The organism is Haloglomus litoreum (assembly GCF_029338515.1).
Lineage (GTDB): Archaea > Halobacteriota > Halobacteria > Halobacteriales > Haloarculaceae > Haloglomus > Haloglomus litoreum.
In genome coordinates this window covers 104318-121572 of the sequence record NZ_CP119988.1, presented here as the reverse complement: position 1 = coordinate 121572, position 17255 = coordinate 104318, and the positions used below count along the sequence as shown (strand labels likewise).

General features: G+C 71.3%; 16 protein-coding genes. 7 read left to right on the top strand and 9 right to left on the bottom strand.

Translation table 11 applies throughout. From position 1 onward, the window contains the following. Positions 1–5: 5 nt before the first annotated feature. Positions 6–560: a GNAT family N-acetyltransferase gene (locus P2T62_RS00545; RefSeq protein WP_276259537.1), complete on the top strand. Its 555-nt coding sequence runs from the start codon at positions 6–8 to the stop codon at positions 558–560. Positions 561–580: 20 nt separating this feature from the next. On the opposite strand, the gene P2T62_RS00540 is transcribed toward P2T62_RS00545, so the two are convergent. Next, the gene (locus P2T62_RS00540; protein WP_276259536.1) at positions 581–1639 is read right to left on the bottom strand and encodes a Brp/Blh family beta-carotene 15,15'-dioxygenase; all 1059 of its coding nucleotides are present in this window, start codon (positions 1637–1639) and stop codon (positions 581–583) included. Positions 1640–2161: 522 nt separating this feature from the next. Between P2T62_RS00540 and P2T62_RS00535 the strand changes: the two genes are divergently transcribed. The 3 genes from P2T62_RS00535 to P2T62_RS00525 all read left to right on the top strand — a co-directional run bounded on the left by P2T62_RS00535 (position 2162) and on the right by P2T62_RS00525 (position 3482). Beyond that, positions 2162–2326, top strand: a complete 165-nt coding sequence (locus P2T62_RS00535) for a DUF7560 family zinc ribbon protein (protein WP_276259535.1) — start codon at positions 2162–2164, stop codon at positions 2324–2326. A gap of 61 nt (positions 2327–2387) precedes the next feature. Beyond that, positions 2388–3026, top strand: coding sequence for a helix-turn-helix domain-containing protein (locus P2T62_RS00530; protein WP_276259534.1), 639 nt, complete (start codon positions 2388–2390; stop codon positions 3024–3026). A 105-nt stretch (positions 3027–3131) separates the two neighbouring features. Next, on the top strand, positions 3132–3482 hold the full coding sequence (locus P2T62_RS00525; RefSeq protein WP_276259533.1) for a hypothetical protein: 351 nt from the start codon (positions 3132–3134) through the stop codon (positions 3480–3482). Between the two features lie 392 nt (positions 3483–3874). On the opposite strand, the gene P2T62_RS00520 is transcribed toward P2T62_RS00525, so the two are convergent. Then, entirely contained in the window at positions 3875–5068 is a 1194-nt protein-coding gene (locus P2T62_RS00520; protein ID WP_276259532.1) for a TIGR04347 family pseudo-SAM/SPASM protein, read from the bottom strand. Continuing rightward, positions 5065–5427 carry an Htur_1727 family rSAM-partnered candidate RiPP gene (locus tag P2T62_RS00515; RefSeq protein WP_276259531.1) on the bottom strand — a complete coding sequence of 121 codons (363 nt, stop codon included), beginning with the start codon at positions 5425–5427 and terminating at the stop codon, positions 5065–5067. Before P2T62_RS00515 ends, P2T62_RS00520 begins: the two co-directional genes overlap by 4 nt. A gap of 203 nt (positions 5428–5630) precedes the next feature. Here P2T62_RS00515 and P2T62_RS00510 point away from each other — a divergent pair, with 203 nt between their 5' ends. Further along, positions 5631–6140 (top strand): hypothetical protein, encoded by a 510-nt coding sequence (locus tag P2T62_RS00510; protein WP_276259530.1) that lies wholly within the window; start codon positions 5631–5633, stop codon positions 6138–6140. Positions 6141–6370: 230 nt separating this feature from the next. On the opposite strand, the gene P2T62_RS00505 is transcribed toward P2T62_RS00510, so the two are convergent. The 3 genes from P2T62_RS00505 to P2T62_RS00495 all read right to left on the bottom strand — a co-directional run bounded on the left by P2T62_RS00505 (position 6371) and on the right by P2T62_RS00495 (position 8675). Continuing rightward, the gene (locus P2T62_RS00505) at positions 6371–6757 is read right to left on the bottom strand and encodes a hypothetical protein (RefSeq protein ID WP_276259529.1); all 387 of its coding nucleotides are present in this window, start codon (positions 6755–6757) and stop codon (positions 6371–6373) included. Between the two features lie 57 nt (positions 6758–6814). Next, on the bottom strand, positions 6815–7252 hold the full coding sequence (locus tag P2T62_RS00500; RefSeq protein ID WP_276259528.1) for a hypothetical protein: 438 nt from the start codon (positions 7250–7252) through the stop codon (positions 6815–6817). A gap of 256 nt (positions 7253–7508) precedes the next feature. Beyond that, positions 7509–8675, bottom strand: coding sequence for an RNA ligase (locus P2T62_RS00495; protein WP_276259527.1), 1167 nt, complete (start codon positions 8673–8675; stop codon positions 7509–7511). Positions 8676–8825: 150 nt separating this feature from the next. On the opposite strand from P2T62_RS00495, the gene P2T62_RS00490 reads away from it, so the two are divergent. Together P2T62_RS00490 and P2T62_RS00485 are read left to right on the top strand one after the other, a co-directional pair. After that, positions 8826–9509: an RNA ligase partner protein gene (locus tag P2T62_RS00490; protein WP_276259526.1), complete on the top strand. Its 684-nt coding sequence runs from the start codon at positions 8826–8828 to the stop codon at positions 9507–9509. A 78-nt stretch (positions 9510–9587) separates the two neighbouring features. Then, the gene (locus P2T62_RS00485) at positions 9588–10118 is read left to right on the top strand and encodes a type IV pilin N-terminal domain-containing protein (RefSeq protein WP_276259525.1); all 531 of its coding nucleotides are present in this window, start codon (positions 9588–9590) and stop codon (positions 10116–10118) included. 31 nt (positions 10119–10149) lie between these two features. Here P2T62_RS00485 and P2T62_RS00480 read toward each other — a convergent pair whose 3' ends face one another. The 3 genes from P2T62_RS00480 to serA all read right to left on the bottom strand — a co-directional run bounded on the left by P2T62_RS00480 (position 10150) and on the right by serA (position 17194). Continuing rightward, positions 10150–12537, bottom strand: coding sequence for a DEAD/DEAH box helicase (locus tag P2T62_RS00480; protein ID WP_276259524.1), 2388 nt, complete (start codon positions 12535–12537; stop codon positions 10150–10152). 127 nt (positions 12538–12664) lie between these two features. After that, complete coding sequence (locus tag P2T62_RS00475; RefSeq protein WP_276259523.1) at positions 12665–14542, bottom strand: PINc/VapC family ATPase; 1878 nt, start codon at positions 14540–14542, stop codon at positions 12665–12667. Between the two features lie 1071 nt (positions 14543–15613). Further along, positions 15614–17194 (bottom strand): phosphoglycerate dehydrogenase, encoded by a 1581-nt coding sequence (gene serA / locus P2T62_RS00470; RefSeq protein ID WP_276259522.1) that lies wholly within the window; start codon positions 17192–17194, stop codon positions 15614–15616. Positions 17195–17255: the final 61 nt, after the last annotated feature.

Here is a 17255-nt window from a genome sequence, read left to right as displayed (position 1 = left end):
GGCGCGTGCAGTCCCACACCGACGGCCGGCCGGACGCGACGGGGTCGCCATCCGGGGACGGAGCCCCGCGAATCGGGGGCGACGAGCCACCGCTCGACGCGGTCAGGGACGACGAGGGACGGCCGATCCGGTTCCACCCCTACCGGCCGGCGGTCCGGCCCGCGCTCGTGGCCATGTACGCGAGGTTCGACCCGACCGAACGGGCCCAGGGGATTCCGCCGGTCCGGCCCGCGGGAATCGAGGACTGGCTGGACGCGGTGCTCGCGGGCCCGTCCATGGTGGCGTGGCACCGCGACCGGGTCGTCGGGCACGTCGCGTTCGTCCCGGACGGAGAGGGGAGCCACGAACTCGCCGTCTTCGTCCACCAGGACTACCAGGAGGCCGGCGTCGGGTCGGCGCTGCTACCGGCCGCGCTCGACTACGCCCGGACGGCGGGCGTGACGGACGTCTGGCTCACCGTCGCCGGCGGGAACACGCGGGCGCGGCGGCTCTATCGGGCGGCCGGCTTCACCCGCGACGACGCGACCGGCGGCGCCCTCCGGCTGTCGCGGACGCTGTAGCGGCCAGGAGCCGGTGGGGTTCAGGGAACGTGCCAGATGCCCCGGTCCCGGTCGAGAACGGCCCCGACGACGACGTGCGGGAGCGCGACGACACTGATGAAGACGCTCCAGAACGCGACGCCGTCGTAGTAGAGCGACCCGGTCGGGAGCGGGTTCGGGAGCGCCAGCGAGAAGCCGACCGCGACGGCCGCCGTCGCCAGCGCGCCGGCGACGAGGACCCCCCACGCCCGGAGCGCGACGGCCCCTGCGCTGGCCGCGTCGCCGCCCAGCAGGTCCGGGCCGTCGAGTGCGGGCGCCTCGACGGCGAGTTCCCGGGCCACCTGCCGGAGCGAGTACCACAGCGGGAAGTACAGCCCGACCGCGACCACCACAGGGACGACGGTGAAGTACGCCACCAGCAGCAGCGTCTCGGCGGCGTCGGCCAGCCAGGCGCCGTCGCCGGTCCGGGTGTGGAACCCCCAGCCCAGGTGCGCGAGCACGACCGCGCCGTACCCGCCGCCGACCAGCCACCGGGTGGTGTCGAAGTGGCTCGCGGCCGGCGCCAGCGCGCCCGGATCGACCATCGCCACCATCATCGCGCCGAACGCCCGGAACGTCCCCGGGAAGGCGACGATGGGGACGGCCATGACGGCGCCGCCGCGGGCCGCGACCGCCAGCAACCGCTGGGGCCGCGAGCGCAGGTGGCTCGTCCCCGTGGTGGCCCGGAGCACGTACAGGTCGCCGCCACCGCCCTTCAGCACGGCGACGGTGACCGCCAGCGCCAGCCCGGCGACGGGCGCGAGGAGGAACAGGCCGGCGAACGCGGCCGCCATCGCCAGGTACCCCACCACGTACCGGTAGCGGAACTCGTGGGCCCGCCGCCGGAGGTTGGCGAAGTGCTCGTACCCGCCGTGTGGCAGGTTCAGTGCGACCATCCCGACGAGGTAGATGGCGGCCTGGGTCGGCAGCGACGGCGTCCGCCCGGCCAACCGGAGCCCCGCGAACAGGACGGCGACCCCGACCAGCGCCGCCCGCGATATCGTCAGCACGGTCGACGCGACGCTTCCACCCAGCAGGTCCCGGACCCGTGTCGCGTACATCGAGTGAAGGTACGCCCGGCGACGGACTGGCCCCCGACCCCGAATGCTGTGGGCGTTCAAGTACCCCCGGCGGGACGGCGAGCGGACGGCATCGGTGGGGCGGCACGATTATCCAATAGCTTCCGTCCCCCAGCTCGAATATGCCACATTATGAACGATATTCCCACACAATAGATTTCTCCGACGAGTTCGTGGCTTGTTCGACCCGATGGTGTCGTCGCCCCCACGGTCGCCGGCGACCAGCCACCGGACCGGCAGGACCGGGAGCGCGAGCAGGGCGGCGCCGGCGGCGACGACGAGGCCGACGACGGTCATCTGTTGGACTCGTCGTGCGCCCGTGGTCGGCCGCGATGCTCCGTGGCGGTCGTCCGTCGACATCGCGTACGGGCAGGGGCCGCGGCCCGTGAGTCCGGGCCCGCCGTGTTGTGGGGAGGAGGGGTGGACGTGGGCAAGGGGCGTGGGGGGTGGCCCCCGAATACTGTGGGTCGGGGCCTACGGGCCGTCGCGACGTAGCCACCGGCCATGACCGCCTGGTACGAGTTCGCGTGCCCGGACTGTCCGGCAGCGTTCGCCGTCGACGAGCCCGCCCGCGAGGAGCTGCTCGCCGTCGGCTGTGTCAACTGCGGCGCGGCGGTCACCGGGGCCGCCTTCGAGCGACGCGAGGTCGCCCCGCGGATGGTGGCCTGAAGGGGCGCACGAGCGGGGGTCACGGCCAGGCCTTTTCCGTCTCTCGGCCGTACGAACGGGTATGACTGGGGGCGTCCGCGCCGAGCTGGCGGTCCAGGGGCCGAGCAACTGTCCGGTCGCCACGGTCTCCGAACGGGCGCCGGTGACGGAGGTGACCTGGGGGCAGGCGGGGGAGACGGCCGTCGAGGAGTTCCGGGTCGACGGGGCCGACGACGACGCGGCCGCGGTGGCGGACGCCGAGCCGATGCTGGACGTGGGCGACGAGCGCGTCTACCAGTTCGAGCGCGACCCCGACGGGGCCTGCGCCTGCGAGGTGGTCGAGGGGCTGGGCACGCCCGTCGCGGACGTCCGGGCGGAGTCGGGCACGCTCGTCCTGACGCTCCACCTGCCGAGCGTCGAGCGGCTCCGTGCGGTCGTCGCCGAACTCGACGCGGTCGCCGAGGAGGTCACGGTCCGCTACCTCGTCCACGCCGCCGCCGACGGGGAGACCGGGGCCGACCGGACGGTGGTCGACCGCGGCCAGCTGACCGACCGCCAGCGCGAGGTCCTCCGGACGGCCTACGAGATGGGCTACTTCGAGTACCCCCGCGGGGCCAACGCCACCGAGGTCGCCGAGGCGCTTGACATCGGGCTCTCGGCGCTGGCCGAGCATCTGGCCGCCGCACAGGGGAAGTTGCTGGCCGCGTTGCTGGCCGAGTGAGGGCGTCCCGACGCGCCCCGGGGCGGCCCGGTGCGACCTGGGCCACTTCAACCCCCGCAGTATCCGGGGCGACGAGGCACGCCCGTTCGACGGCTACACGTGGGTATGTCGCTGGACGGAGCGACCAGAGCGGCACCGACCCCGGAGGACACGGACCTGCCGGCCATCGTGGCGGTCAGAACCCGCGCCGTCGAGGGCGACCGGCGGGCCGTCGTCGTCGCGTTCGAGAACGGCGCGGCGGTCCGCTACCGCAGGCGCGACGGGAGCATCGAGGAGCGGTGGATCCCACCGGAGGGAAGCCCCGAGGACCCGGCGGCCACCCACCGCCGCGACGCCGACGCGGGTGTCGAGGCGCTGGCGTTGCGACTCGTCGGCGAGTACCTCTCCTTCGACGGCCGGCGCCGGGCGGCGTTCGTCTGGGGCGAGACCAACACGAACGCCCTGCTCGGCGAGTGAGTGCGGCGCGTGGCCGAGGGCGCGCACCCCTGCACCGACCGCCGGCACTTCAATACCCACAGGGTTCGGGGTGTCGGTACTGGTGCCCTCGCCCCCTACGTTCAGGTGCCGGTCGGGTGACAGAGCCGGCCGGTAGATCGTTCGACCAGTACCGGCGGCCGAACGGCAGCGGACGACCGGAGGAACAGCGGTACCGTCAGACGACCAGCACTACACCGACCAACGGTATCGCATCGACGAACGGCGCCATCACGACGGCAGCACCGACGACACCCCGAGCCGCCCACGTCAGCGCCCCCGGGGTGTCCTGTTCTCCGTTCCATCACCGACGCGTCGTCAGTCGAGAGCCCGTGCCGAGCGATCAGTTCGCCATCGAGCGCCGGATGGGGGCGTCAGTCCGCCGCCGTCCCGTCGGTGTCACCCGCGCGCTCGGCGGGTGTGAGATAGCACTGCGGGTCCGGCGCGGTCAGCTCGCCGGCCACGGCCAGCGCCCGCAGCCGGGAGGCCCCGCGACAGATGTCGGCGTACGCGCAGTGACGGCACTGCTCGCCGAGACTCCCAGGACGGTCGCGCAACCGTCGCAGGAGCGGGTTCGACTCGTCGTCCCAGATGGCCCCGAACGGGCGGTCGCGGACGTTCCCGAGGCTGTAGGACTGCCAGAACTGCGTCGCGTGGACGTTGCCCTGGTAGTCGATGTCGGCGACGCGCTCGCCGGCGGGGTCGCCGCCGTTGCGCTCGAGGTAGCGACGGACCCGACGGGCCCGCTCCGGGCCGAACGCCTCGCGGGCGTACTCGACGAGGTACGCGGCGTCACAGTAGTTGCCCACCAGCAGCGTCTCGATGCCCGCACCCGCCTCGTGGTACTCGCGGGTGAGTTCGACCAGTTCCGCGACCGCCTCGCGCCGGCGCTCGGGCGTGATGTCCGCGTCCGGGACCCCGCGACCCCCGTACGCGAGGTGGTAGAAGCAGAAGCGGTCGACGCCGACGTCCGTCAGCAGGTCGACCACCTCGGGGATGTCACCGACGGTGTCCTCGGTGACGGTGTAGCGCAGCCCCGTCTTCAGGCCGGCGTCGAGGCAGGCCTCGATGCCCCGGACCGCGGCGTCGAAGGCCCCCTCCTGCCCCCGGAAGGCGTCGTTGGTCTCGCGCCCGCCGTCGACGGAGACGCCGGCGTAGGCGAGCCCGGCGTCCCGCAACTCGCGGGCGCGCTCGCTGGTCAGGAGCGTCCCGTTGGTCGAGAGGACCGGTCGCAGCCCGGTGTCGCTGGCGTGCGCGACGAGCTCGGGGAGGTCCTCGCGGACCAGCGGCTCGCCGCCGGAGAACAGGACGACCGGGACGCCGTAGTCGGCGAGTTCGTCGAGCAGCGCCTTCCCCTCCGCGGTGGTGAGTTCGCCGGGTGCGCGCCCGCAGTCGGCCCCGGCGTAGCAGTGCGCACAGGAGAGGTTGCACTGCTTCGTCGTGTTCCAGACGACGACCGGGCGTTGCTGGCGGCGCTCGCGGATCTGCTGGGCGTCGGAGTCGGCGCCGTAGCGGAGGCCGTCACCGGCCGCGTCGAGCCCGTACAGCAGCTTGCTGATGGAGATCACACCGTCTCACCTCCCGGGCCCTCGTCGGCCGCCCCGTCGTTCGTCGCTCCCTCGGTCGTCCCGTCACCGGGCTCGCGATACGCCGCCCCGAGGTCGCGCTCGGTGAACCGTGTCACCTCGCCCGCCGGGCAGCACCACAGCGTCGTCGCGTCGGGGAACAGCCCCGTCGCTCGCTCGTGGGCGGCCTCGGCGCCGGGGGCCGTCACGCTCCCGGCGTGCCGGAGCGGCTCGGTCGGCGACTCGCGCAGGAACAGCTCCCACTCCGACTCGCCGTCGGATCGCGGGGCGTCGACGGCGGTCCACCCCGTCCCGGTGTCCGAGCGAGACCTCTCGGCCGGCGCGTCACCGTCGTCCGTCATCGCACGGGACGAGGGGCCGAACCCACCTTGATGGTGCCACCGGCTCCCAGCGCGTGGGAACGCGCCCGGGCCCCGTGCGGCCGCCGCCCGGCGCCGAGAGCGCGGGGGTTCGAGAACCGAACCAACGGTTTTCGACGGTCGTACCACACGATTTCGACGGATAGACCAGAATGGCTAATCACGGGACCACACTCGACCGGGGTATGCCGACCGACGACCCCACCCGGACCATCGACCGCCGAACGCTCCTGCGTCGGGGGGCCGGCGCCGTCGCCGCGACCGCCGCCATCCCGGCGCTCGCGGGACCCGCCGCCGCGCACTTCCCGGACGAGATCGACATCGACGTCGTTCCGGAGGAGGACCCGAACGTGGTCGACGCCGGCGCCGACCAGTTCGTCTCGGTCCGGGTCACACCGAACGAGGCGTTCGACCCGCACCAGGCGTTCGCGGGACCCCACCGGGACCAGGCCCACTACCGCTTCGGCTACATGGCCGAGGGCGGCCACGGCGTCCGGCCCCGCTGGAGCATCATGACCGACGAGGACGACCCCGGCGTCGTGCTGATCTTCCCGCTCGGGGGCACCGGCTTCCCCGAGGGCGAACACGAGGCGACGCTGAAGTGGGAACGCGAGGTCGGTGGCCACCACGGGCTCTCGGGCACGGACACCGTCGTCGTCGAGAACGGACCCGTCGGGGGCGGCAACGGGACCTGAACGGCCCCGGCCCGCGGTCTCTTCTCGCCGCCGACCGAGACACCGCTCTGCCAGCTGTCGCCACGGCCACGACACCGGACGGCCGACCGTTCACCGACGGCTACCGGGTTCGACCGGAAGCCGAGGGGTGAGACAGGAGAGCCGGACGTCCACCGGCGCGATGACACAGGTGCTGGGCGGGAGAACGGCGTCCCGGCGGCGGCTCTCGTCGACCCGGAGTTCCGGACCGGTCACTGGGCGACGAGCCAGGCGACGAGTGCGAGGTTGATGAGCACGCCGACGACCCCCTTCTCGACCAGCAGGTCGAACCGGCCGTCCCACATGGCGACGAGGACGACGGTCGAGAGCAGCGCCGTGCCGACGAGGAGGCCCGTCGCCCAGCCGCTGGACAGGGCGTATCCGACGCCACCAGCGACGAAGCCCAGCGTGACAGCGACGTACAGGACGCTCGCGACGGCGAGGATCGTGTCCGCAGAGAGAACGGACGAGAGCAGCCAGGAGTGGCCGTTCCAGCCCATCTGGTCCTCGACCTCGACCCACCCGTGACTCAGGACCACGTACCAGACGTGGACGAGCCCGTGCAGGACGAGGAAGACGCCGAGTGCGAGCCTACGCATCGACACCACCTCCGTCGATCACCGCGGCAACGCGCCTCGCTCGCCCGGAGAGGCGCATCAGGAAGCCCTCCCCACTCGCCAGCGGGCGAGGGCAGCGACGGTCGCCGGGTAGCTGGTCCGGAGTGCGGCCAGGTGGACCAGCGCCAGCACGGCGTTGACCGGACCCCACGGTCCGGACAGGATCAGCACGGCCTGGAAGCTCGCACCCACGGCGTGGCCGACCAGCACCGCACGGCCACGCCAGAGGAGTGCGACACCGACCCCCAGTTCGAAGACGGCGACCAGTGGTTGCAGGATGAAGAGGTTCGGCACCACCAGGGCCCTCCAGAGGTCGGTGTACGCGCCGAGGGGCGCGCGATCGGCGAACGACGCGTAGATCTCCGGGGCGAACCAGCCGAGCGCGACGTGTGCAAGCGCGCCCAGCAGGTACATCACGCCGAGGCCGACCCGGACCACCTCCCAGCGACGGCCGGGGAGGTCCGTCGTCGATACCACGTGTTCGTCAGCGGATAGCGAGTTCGGGGTCACGTCGCTTCACGGTCGACAGTTGGATTCTGGAGGAATAGCTATCGTCGGCGGTTCTCACCGGGTGAGAAGGGCACGACCTGCGGCCCGGTCGTTCCCGTCCCGTGAGAGCAGGGTCGGCGCACGGGGCTACGCTGGCTAGCTCCAGCACGACCGCTGTCGGGCGGGAGCGCGAGAGCGGCCGCCACCGGCACCAGCAGGGACGTTCCGACCGACCCCTGCCGCCTCACTCGTCGTACGTCCCGCCCTCCAGGTAGTGCCGGACCCGGTCGCGGGTGGCGGCGGCGACCTTGACGAACTCGACGACACGGTCATCGCCCTCCCAGCGGTCCTCGACCACCTCGACCGTGAGCCCCTGCTGCTCGAGGTGGTACAGCAGTGCCTCGACCGTGTCCGGGTCGCCGCGGACGGTGTGGCGCTCGCCGACCGTCTCGCCGGCCGCCACGTCGCGGATGGTCTCGACGAACGGGAGCAGGATGGACTCGCCGAGGTCGTGGGCCCGCGCCCGCAACCGCTCGTCGTCCTCGTCGAACTCGGCGGCCTGGAACGCCTCGCGGACGATGCGCGAGAAGAGGAAGTCCTGCCCCTGGTCGAACGCGAGCGAGAAGGCGTCGGCCAGTTCTCCGTGGTGCATCGCCTCGGTCGTGTACTTCGTCATCGTGCGCCCGTCGGCGGCCTTGACGATGACGCCCTCGCGGCCCGTCGCGTCGAGGTCCGCGATGGCCTCGCGGACGATGTCGACGGCGGCTTCCGGGTCCCCGCTCCCGAACAGCCGCGGCTGGGCGAACCCGTACCGCTCGCACGCTGCGCGCCGCTCGGCGACCCCCAGCGGCTCGCCCGACGCCCGGTCGCGGATGCCGAAGATCCGGAAGGCGTCCGAGTCTATCTCCTCGTAGTCGTGGCTGGTGTAGGGGGTCTCCGGGCCGACGAGTTCCGCACACAGCATCCCCTCGGGGTGGTCGTCGAAGAACGCCGCCGTATCCAGGCGCTCGCGGGCCCGCGCGGTCGTGTACGGGCAGACGAACCCGCCCCGCGTGAACGCCAGCACCTCCCCATCGGCGTCGGGGAATCCGTCGCCGTCGGCGCTCCCCTCCGCGTCGACCCGGACGATGCGGACGTTGAAGCCGTCGAGTTTCTCCTCGACGAACACCGTCTCGTCGGCGTCGAAGACCGACCGGAGGCCGGCCTCGAGGGCGAGGATACGCGGGACGCTGGGGAACCCACGGACCACGGTGCCGTCCGCGAGGAGGACGGTCCCGCGCTCGATGCCGTGGCGGGCGTCCGGGAGCGCGTGGTAGGACCGGCCCTCGAACGCACGCTCCGTGAAGTGTTCGAGCAGTTCCGACGGGTCCTCGGTGGTCGCGTCCAGCCGGTCGAACCACGCGGTGTCCATGTCCCCGAGGACGCCACGACCGACGAAAAGTGACGGGGGTGGTTCCCACGGCGTGGCCGGGCAGCGCCCGGCCGGAGCCGAGGCGGGCGTCGGACTCACGCCGCACCACGTGGGGGTGACGCATTTATACGTCGGCCGAGAACGGCCGATATGCCCGGCGAACTCCCCCGACAGCAGTTCGTCCTCGACACGTCGCTGTTCATCACCGAGGAGATCCGCGAGGAGGAGGAGTCGCTGGAGTCGGCCGTCATCCGGCTGCTCGACCTGGTGGCGACCGCGCGGCTCGAGCTGAACATCTCCTGCTACATGCCCCCCTCCATCCACGACGAGCTGACGACGATGCTCCGCGAGCGCGACGTGAGCGAGGAGGTGTTCGAGCGCCTCGACACGTGGGTCGTCCGCAAGAGTCCGGACCGCTACGGCGTCACCATCCCGGCGGACATCGTCTACGAGTTCATCGAGGAGATGTCCGGGCGCGTCGACCGGGGCCTGCGCGTCAGCGAGGAGGCGCTCCGCGAGGTCGAGCAGCTCGACCCCGACTCCCTGACCGCCGAGGGGAACGACTACGTGACCGAGGCCGACCGCATCCTCTCGAAGATGCGCGACAAGTACCGCCGGGCGCTCCGGCAGGGGGTGCTCGACTCGCGCGAGGACTTCGACCTGCTCATCCTCGCGCGGGAACTCGACGCCGGCGTCGTCACGGAGGACCGCGGCGTCATCAGCTGGGCCAACGAGTTCGGGCTGCGGTACGTCCGCGGCGGGCGCTTCCCGACGCTGCTGGAGGAGTACCTCCGGGCGACGGGCGGCGAGCGGGTGAACGGGGACGAAGGATAGCGACGGCGGCCGTCACCGGGGCGGCGCCGAGCCGGGCGAGGGGAAACGCACTTACATCTCGCTGACAATTCTCGCCCCATGAGGGGGGACTCACGTGGGGTATCGCCGGTCATCGGGACGATAATCATGGTCTCGGTGGTCGTGATTCTGGCGTCGCTCGTCTCGGTGTTCGTGTTCGACCTCGGGCCTGGCGGCCAGCCACCGGCGCCGCAGATCTCGGTGTCGCACGAACTGGTCGACGACGGCAGCGGCACGGGCGACCAATCGATAGCGGTCACGCTCGAATCGGGCGAGTCCGTCGCGACCGACCAGCTCTACGTCGGCGGCTCGAAGGACCTGGACATCGGGGGGGCGCCCGGGAGCGGCGACGAGGCCGCCAAGGAGCGTTTCGCCAGTTCACTGGAGACGTTCACCGAATCGAGCGACGGCAGTCCCCAGGTCGCAATCGGCGACACGTGGGACTCCGGTGAGACCATCTACCTCGACCCGGTCGGCGACGCCGAGGGCGTCACCGTCCGCATCTACTGGAACACGGAGCCGGTCGAGGGCGTCAACCCGGGGACGGTCAAGGGGGAGGACTCGTACAAGATCGCGGAATTCACTGTCTGAACGGGCCACGGGTCCGCGGTTCGCGCCGGTGTCACTCCACCCGCACGGTCCGGCTCTCGCTGACGGGCGCGAGCGGCAGGTCCGGGAAGGCCACCTCCACGCGGTAGGTCAACGCGTCGGCCTTGCCCGTCCCGAAGACGCCCACGGTCGTCTCCGTCTCCCCGAGGTGTGACTCCCCGCTGGACATCTCGCGCCCGTTGACCGTCACCCGGACGCCCGCCCGCGCCGACCCGGCGGTCGAGCGCACCGTGACCGGACACATCGCCCGCTCGCCGAGCGAGACGCTCTCGGGGAACTCGCCCCACTCGACCTCGACGGCGGGGAGTTCACGCGCGTTCCGCAGGACGCGCTCGGCGACACCCTCGGAGAGGCCCGCGTCGACCAACCCGTCGACGCCGGCGGCGACGATGTCGGCGGGCGTCGTCAGCCCCTCGGCGGCGAGTTTCTGCGCCCGGCCACGCGCGACGCCGTCGACCGCGGTGAGGCCGACGGCGTCGGCGGAGATGCCCGTCTCGACGCGGGCCTCGACCCGGCGGACGAGGTTCGCGGCGCGGGCGTCGGCGAACTCGCGGGCGAAGGCGTGCAGCGCCGCGAGCAGGCGGAGGACGTTCTGCCGGATGACCCAGGCGTCGCTCTGGAGCTCGCTCGGCGTCGACCCCCGCATCGCCGACCGGCAGATGGCCAGCACCTTCCGGTGGCCCGGTTCGAGTCCCTCGCCCTCGGCGTCGGAGGCGAACGACTGGCCGAGGACGGACTCGACGGCGTCGCGCTCGGCGCGGCGGGCGCTCACGGAGTCGAACTCGGCGGCGGCCGCCACCGTCCGGAGCACGTCGCCCTCGTCGATGGGGCGCTCGGCGGCGGCCTCCGCGAGGTCGGCGAACTCGCGGGCCGTGTCCAGGCGCATGTAGAACTTCGATGCCAGCCGGCCCAGCGGCGTCGGGCGCAGGCGCAACCCGTCCTCCTCGACGAACCCGTCGGCGACCAGTTCGTCGAGCGTCTCGCGGGCACGGGTCCGGAGGTTGCCGCCGAACGGGTAGTCGACGGCCTCCGCCCCGTCCTCGGCGGGCGCGGACTGCGCCCGGACGTAGTAGAACGTCGTCTCCAGCCACTCCATCACGTCGTCCATCTCGCGGACGTAGCCCAGCGCGACCTCGGCGTTCAGGTGCGCATCGAGGTCCTCGGCGAGCCGCGACTCGATCTCCTTGCCCTCGCGCAGCAGCGTCCGGTACTTCTCGGCGTCGGCGCCGTCACAGACCACGTACGCGTAGCCCGCGTCGTCGTAGCCCGGCCGGCCCGCACGCCCGAGCATCTGGAGCACGTCCAGCGGGCTCATATCTACTTCTCCCTCGAGCGGGTCGTGGTACTTCGTGTCCCGGATGACCACACAGCGGGCGGGGAGGTTGACGCCCCACGCCAGCGTCGAGGTCGAGAACAGCAACTGGACGGTGCCGTCGCGGAACCACGCCTCGACGCGGTCCTTGTCCGAGCGCGAGAGACCGGCGTGGTGGAACGCGACCCCGTCGACGACGGACTGGCGGAGCGTGTCGTTGTCCAGGTCCTGGGCCTCGCTGTGCATGTCGTAGTCGCCGCGGGCGCCCATCTCGATGTCGCGCTCGGCCACCACGTCGCGGGCCTTCTCCGCCGCGCGGACGGTGTCCTGGCGGCTGGAGACGAAGACGAGCGCCTGGCCGCCGTCCTCGACGTGGGGCTGTGCGAGGTCGAGCGCGCGGAACAGGCGGCGGTACTTGTCCTGGAACGGGTTCTCGCCGTGCGAGTAGGTCTCCACGCCCGCGTGCAGCGGGACCGGCCGGTACTCCTCGCCGAAGGTGAACGTGCAGTCCTCGGGCGCGTCGAGCCAGCCGGCCACGTCCTCGATGTTGGGCATCGTCGCCGAGAGCGCGACCACGCGGGGGTCACAGAGCCGGCGCAGCCGCGAGACCGTGACTTCGAGGACGGAGCCGCGCTTGTCCGAATCCAGCAGGTGGACCTCGTCGATGATGCAGCAGTCGACGTCCGTGATGAACGCGTGCCGGGCGGTGTCGTGTTTCCGGGTGGCCGAATCGGCCTTCTCGGGCGTCATCACGAGCACGTCGGCGCGCTCGGCGCGGCGCGGGTTGAGGTCGCGCTCGCCCGTGACGACGTAGACGGAGTAGCCCAGCTCCTCGAAGCGCTCCCACTCGGACTCCTTCTCGTTGGTGAGCGCGCGGAGCGGCGCGAGGAACAGGGCGGTCCCGTCGTTCCGGAGGGTGCGGCAGATGGCCAGCTCCGCGAGCGCGGTCTTCCCGGACGCGGTGGGCGCGCTGACGACCACGTTCTCGCCGGAGTCGAGGACGGCCGGCAGCGCCTCCGACTGCATCCGATTGAAGGTCTCGAACGGGAACGCGTCGGCGAACTCTGGGACGGCCTCGTCGACTCGCATGATGATAGTAGGTCGCCGCGGGAATCCGGCGCCCGCAGCGGGTTACCTGATGGCGGGCGCGGGCGGGCAAAGGCGTTTCTCCTTGGGAGCACGCCCGACCGGGACCGGGCGCGCCCGACCGGGCGGCCTACTGCGGCGCGATGGTGATCTGCTTGCCGCGGTCGATGGCTCCCTCCAGCTCCTCGGCGATGGCCGAGCCGCGCGAGACCTGGATCTCGCCGCCGCGCGAGACGGTCGCCGTGAACAGGTACTCGCCGCCGGCCTGGACCTCGACGGTCTCGCCCTGGTAGCCCTCGGCGGGGACGATGACGTGCCGGGAGGTCACCTCGGGCGTGACGATCTCGCCGCCCCCGCCGCCGTGGACCGACCCCCCCGAGCCACCCGACCCGCTCGGGCCGGAACCGCCCGCGTGACGCTTCCCGTCCGGCTGTTCGTCGTGGGTGCGGACATCGATCTCGATGCCGAGGCGGTTCTCGATGTCGGAGATGCGACCCCCGCCCTTCCCGATGACCGTCGAGATGTCGTTCTCGGAGACGTAGACGCGGGCGGAGTTCTGGCCGGTAATCTCGACGTCGACGCGGTCGCGCGCGACGGACTTGACCTCCCGCTCGATCTCCTGCTTCGCGATGCGGTTGACGCCGGTGTCGCTCCCGTCCTCGCCCTCCTCGAGCGGGACCGTGACGACCTGGTTGTTGAACGTGTAGATCTCGTACGCGGGTTCGCCCGTCTCGAAGTCGCTGATGACGACGACCGGCCGCGTGAGGTCCTCCTCCATCAGGCCGTGCGGGACCTTGACCTCCGTGTGGACGTCGTAGACGGTGTGGACGCTGCCGTCCTCGATGTAGACGACGGTGTCGACGACCTGCGGGATCATCCCGAGTTCGACGCGGCCGACGAGCCGCTGGAGCGCGTCGATGGCCCGGGTCGCGTGGACGACGCCGATCATCCCGACGCCCGCGAGGCGCATATCCGCGAAGACGGAGAAGTCCGAGGTCTTGCGGACCTCGTCGTAGATGGTGTAGTCCGGCCGGACCATCAGCAGCGAGTCGGCGGTCTTCTCCATCGAGCCGTCCAGCTCGGTGTACTGCGTGATGTTCGGCCCGACCTGGAGGTCCCGTGGCTTCTCCATCGTCTTGACCGCGTAGTCCGAGTTCGCGAGGAACTCGGCGACGGCCTGTGCGAACGTGGACTTCCCGGCGCCCGGGGCCCCGGAGATGAGAACGCCACGCTGGCGCTCGCTCAGCCGGTCCCGGAGCTCGTCGGCCATCTTGTAGTCGTCCAGTTCGGTCTTCACGATGGGCCGGACGACGGTGATCTCGATGCCGTCCGAGAACGGCGGCCGGGCGACGGCGATGCGCATGTCCCGGAACTGGACGATGTCCATCCCGGGTTCGGAGAGCTCGATGAACCCCTCGCTGGACTGGCGCGCCGAGGCGAGGATGTCGGTGGCCCACTCCTTCAGCTGGGCCTCCGTGGAGGGCTCGTCGCGGATCTCCTGGTAGTGCATCTCGCCGATCTCGCCGCGCTTGGCCATCGGCACCACCCCCGTCTTCAGATGGACGCTCATCGTGGTCTCGTCGAAGAACTCCTCGATGGCCAGCGACCCGGTGTCGCGGGTCTCGGCCTCGACGTACTCGACGGCGATGCCCTTCGCCCGGGCGACCTCGGCCTGGACGGCGTCGCTCGTGAGGAGCGTGGCGTCGTACTCGGCGGCGATGTCGCGGATGCCCGCGTCGATGTCGCCCTCGTGGGCGCCGCCGATCTCGTCGCTCGTGGGGCGCTCGCCGACGTACTCGACCGTCAGCTCGCCGGCGTCGGCGAGGTCGGTGAGGCGCTGGAGCTCCTCGAGCCCCTCCCAGCCGGTGTCGTGACCGGCGTTGGCCTGGGACTCCAGTTCGGAGACCACCGCCTCCGGGACGTACACCGTCTCGACGGGTTCGCCCCGTTCGTGGAACTCGGACACACGGCCGTCGATGACCGCGCTCGTGTCCGGGACGACGTTCATGGCCGGGGATTGGGTGGTCCCGGGCTTAAGTACCGGGATGGCGCGTCGTGACGTGACAGGGTGGAGTTGGCCTCGGGTTTCCGGGTCGTGCGGACGACCATCCCGGTGGTGACAGTACGTGTGACTACGGCAGGACCACCTACGAAGCCCTCGCGCTCCACGATCATCCCGACAGCGACGACAAGACAGCCTACGAAGCCCTCGCGCTCTCGACTCGGGGGGCTCGCTGCGGTCCTCGCGGTCCGGGCGTGCGGCGCGCTCCCTGCGGTCCTCGCGGTCCGGGCGTGCGGCGCGCTCCCTGCGGTCCTCGCGGTCCGGGCGTGCGGCGCGCTCCCTGCGGTCGCGCGCCGTTCCGGGCATGCGCTGTGGTCCTTGCATCGCCCGCCTTCGCCGAGAGCGCTCGCCCTTCGAGTCCGCCAGGGTTCGGCAGTTCCACGGGCGCGGTGGCCCTGCCCTTCCCCAGGTCGCGCGGGCTCCACTTCGTTCCGCCACGCGCTCCCGGCCGGGGAACGGCTGGTCGGCCGGGCGGTTCCACCAACAGGAAGCGCGCGAGCGCCCCACAGTCGAAGTCGTTCGAGAGAGCTTCGCTCTCTCGTGATCCCGAAAATCTTCGATTTTCGGACGACCGCGAGCGCCAGCGAGCGGGCTGAGACTTCCTGCGGCGCTCGCGCGGGGAGGTGTGGGGCCACTAGCACTCCGCTGGAACCCCCACGCACGGACGCTCGACCCGAAACAGTCCCCCTGGCGGACTCGAAGGGCGAGCGCGCTCCGGGAAGCACGGCGACGCAAGCACCGCAGGCGGCCGAAGGCCGCCGAGGAGCGTGGTTCGAGGGAGCTGCGCTCCCTCGTCATCCCGAAAATCTCTGATTTTCGGAGACAGCGAGCCGCGCGACCGGAGCGCGCGAGGGCTTCGTGGATGTCCTCGTCGGTCGTCGCCGCCGTCATGAGAGAGCGCGGGGGAGCCGGGGACAGTTATCGCGGCCGTTCGTGTTTTGATAGCACAATAACTGACCATGTAGAGAATTTATAATAGAAGGCGCGGCTAAATAACGATATAAAGCGAGAAACTAATTAATCCTCTAGCGAGATGTAGCGCGTCTCGATGACGCGCTCGTCGGCCTCCAGTTTCTCGCGGGCCTCGTCGGGCACCGGCTGGTCGACGTTGTAGACGGTCATCGCCTCGCCGCCGATGGTCTGGCGGGCGTTGTACATCCCGGCGATGTTGATGTCGTACTCGCCCATGACCGAGCCGATGAGGCCGATGACGCCGGGTTCGTCCGTGTTGCGCGAGACGATCATCCGGCCACCCGGGATGGCGTCGACGCGGAAGCCGTCGATGCGGACGATGCGCGGGTCGTCACCGGCGAACAGCGTCCCGCAGACGGAGATGGACTCCTCGTCGTTGTGGACCGTCACCGTCACGAGCGAGGTGAAGTCCTCGGCCTGCGAGCGCTTCGTCTCGGTGACCTCGATACCGCGCTCCTCGGCGATGCCCTGCGCGTTGACGGCGTTGACCTGCGACTCGATGGGGAGGAAGACGCCCTTCAGCGCCGACGCGGTGACGAGCTCGACGTCCTCGTCGGCGATGTCGCCGGCGTAGGTCACCTCGATCTCGTTGACGTGCCCGTCGAACAGCTGGACGGCGATGCGGCCGGCGGTCTCGGCGAGTTCGATGTACGGCTTGACGCGGGGGAACGCGGCGGCGTCCATCGACGGCGCGTTGAGCGCGTTCATCACGGGTTCGCCGAGGAACGCGGCGAGCACCTGCTCGGCGGTGGAGGTGGCGACGTTCTCCTGGGCGGCCTCCGTCGAGGCGCCCAGATGCGGCGTCACGATGATGTCGTCGACGTCGAGCAGCGGCGAGTCCTCGGACAGCGGCTCCTCGGCGAAGACGTCGACGGCAGCGCCCGCCAGGACGCCGTCCTCGACGGCCTGTGCGAGCGCCGGCTCGTCGATGATGCCGCCGCGGGCGCAGTTGACGACGTAGCCACCCTCCAGCTGGGCGAGTTCGGCCTCGCCGATCATGTTCTCCGTCTCCGGCGTGAGCGGCGTGTGGATGGTGAGGAAGTCCGCGCGGTCGAGTGTCTCGTCGAGGTCCGCCAGTTCGGCACCGAGCTGCTCGGCGCGCTCCTCGCCGATGTAGGGGTCGTACGCGACGAGGTCCATACCCAGCCCGCCCAGCCGTTTGGCGACCTCCTGGCCGACGCGGCCGAGGCCGACGACGCCGAGCGTCTTGTCCCGGAGTTCGGTGCCGAGGAACTCGCCCTTCGCCCACTCGCCGCCCTTCAGGCGGACGTGGGCCTGCGGGATGGAGCGCGCGGTGGCGAACGCCATCGCGACCGTGTGTTCGGCGGCGGCGCGGACGTTGCCCTCCGGTGCGTTCGCGACGATGACGCCGTGCTCGGTCGCCGCGTCGATGTCGATGTTGTCGACGCCGATGCCGGCACGCCCGACGATCTGCAGGTCCGGCGCCGCGGCGAGCAGTTCCGCCGTGACCTCCGTGCCCGAGCGCACGATGAGTGCGTTGGCGTCCGCGACCGCCTCGAGGAGCGCGTCGCCCTCGGCCTCGTAGTTCGTGACGACCTCGTGGCCGGCCTCCCGGAGCCGGTCCAGCCCCGCGTCCGCGATGGGGTCCGTGACGAGTACCTTCATGCGCGAGCAGTCCATTCCGTGGCGGTAAACCCTTCCGTTCCCGACACGCCTCGCCAGCGCG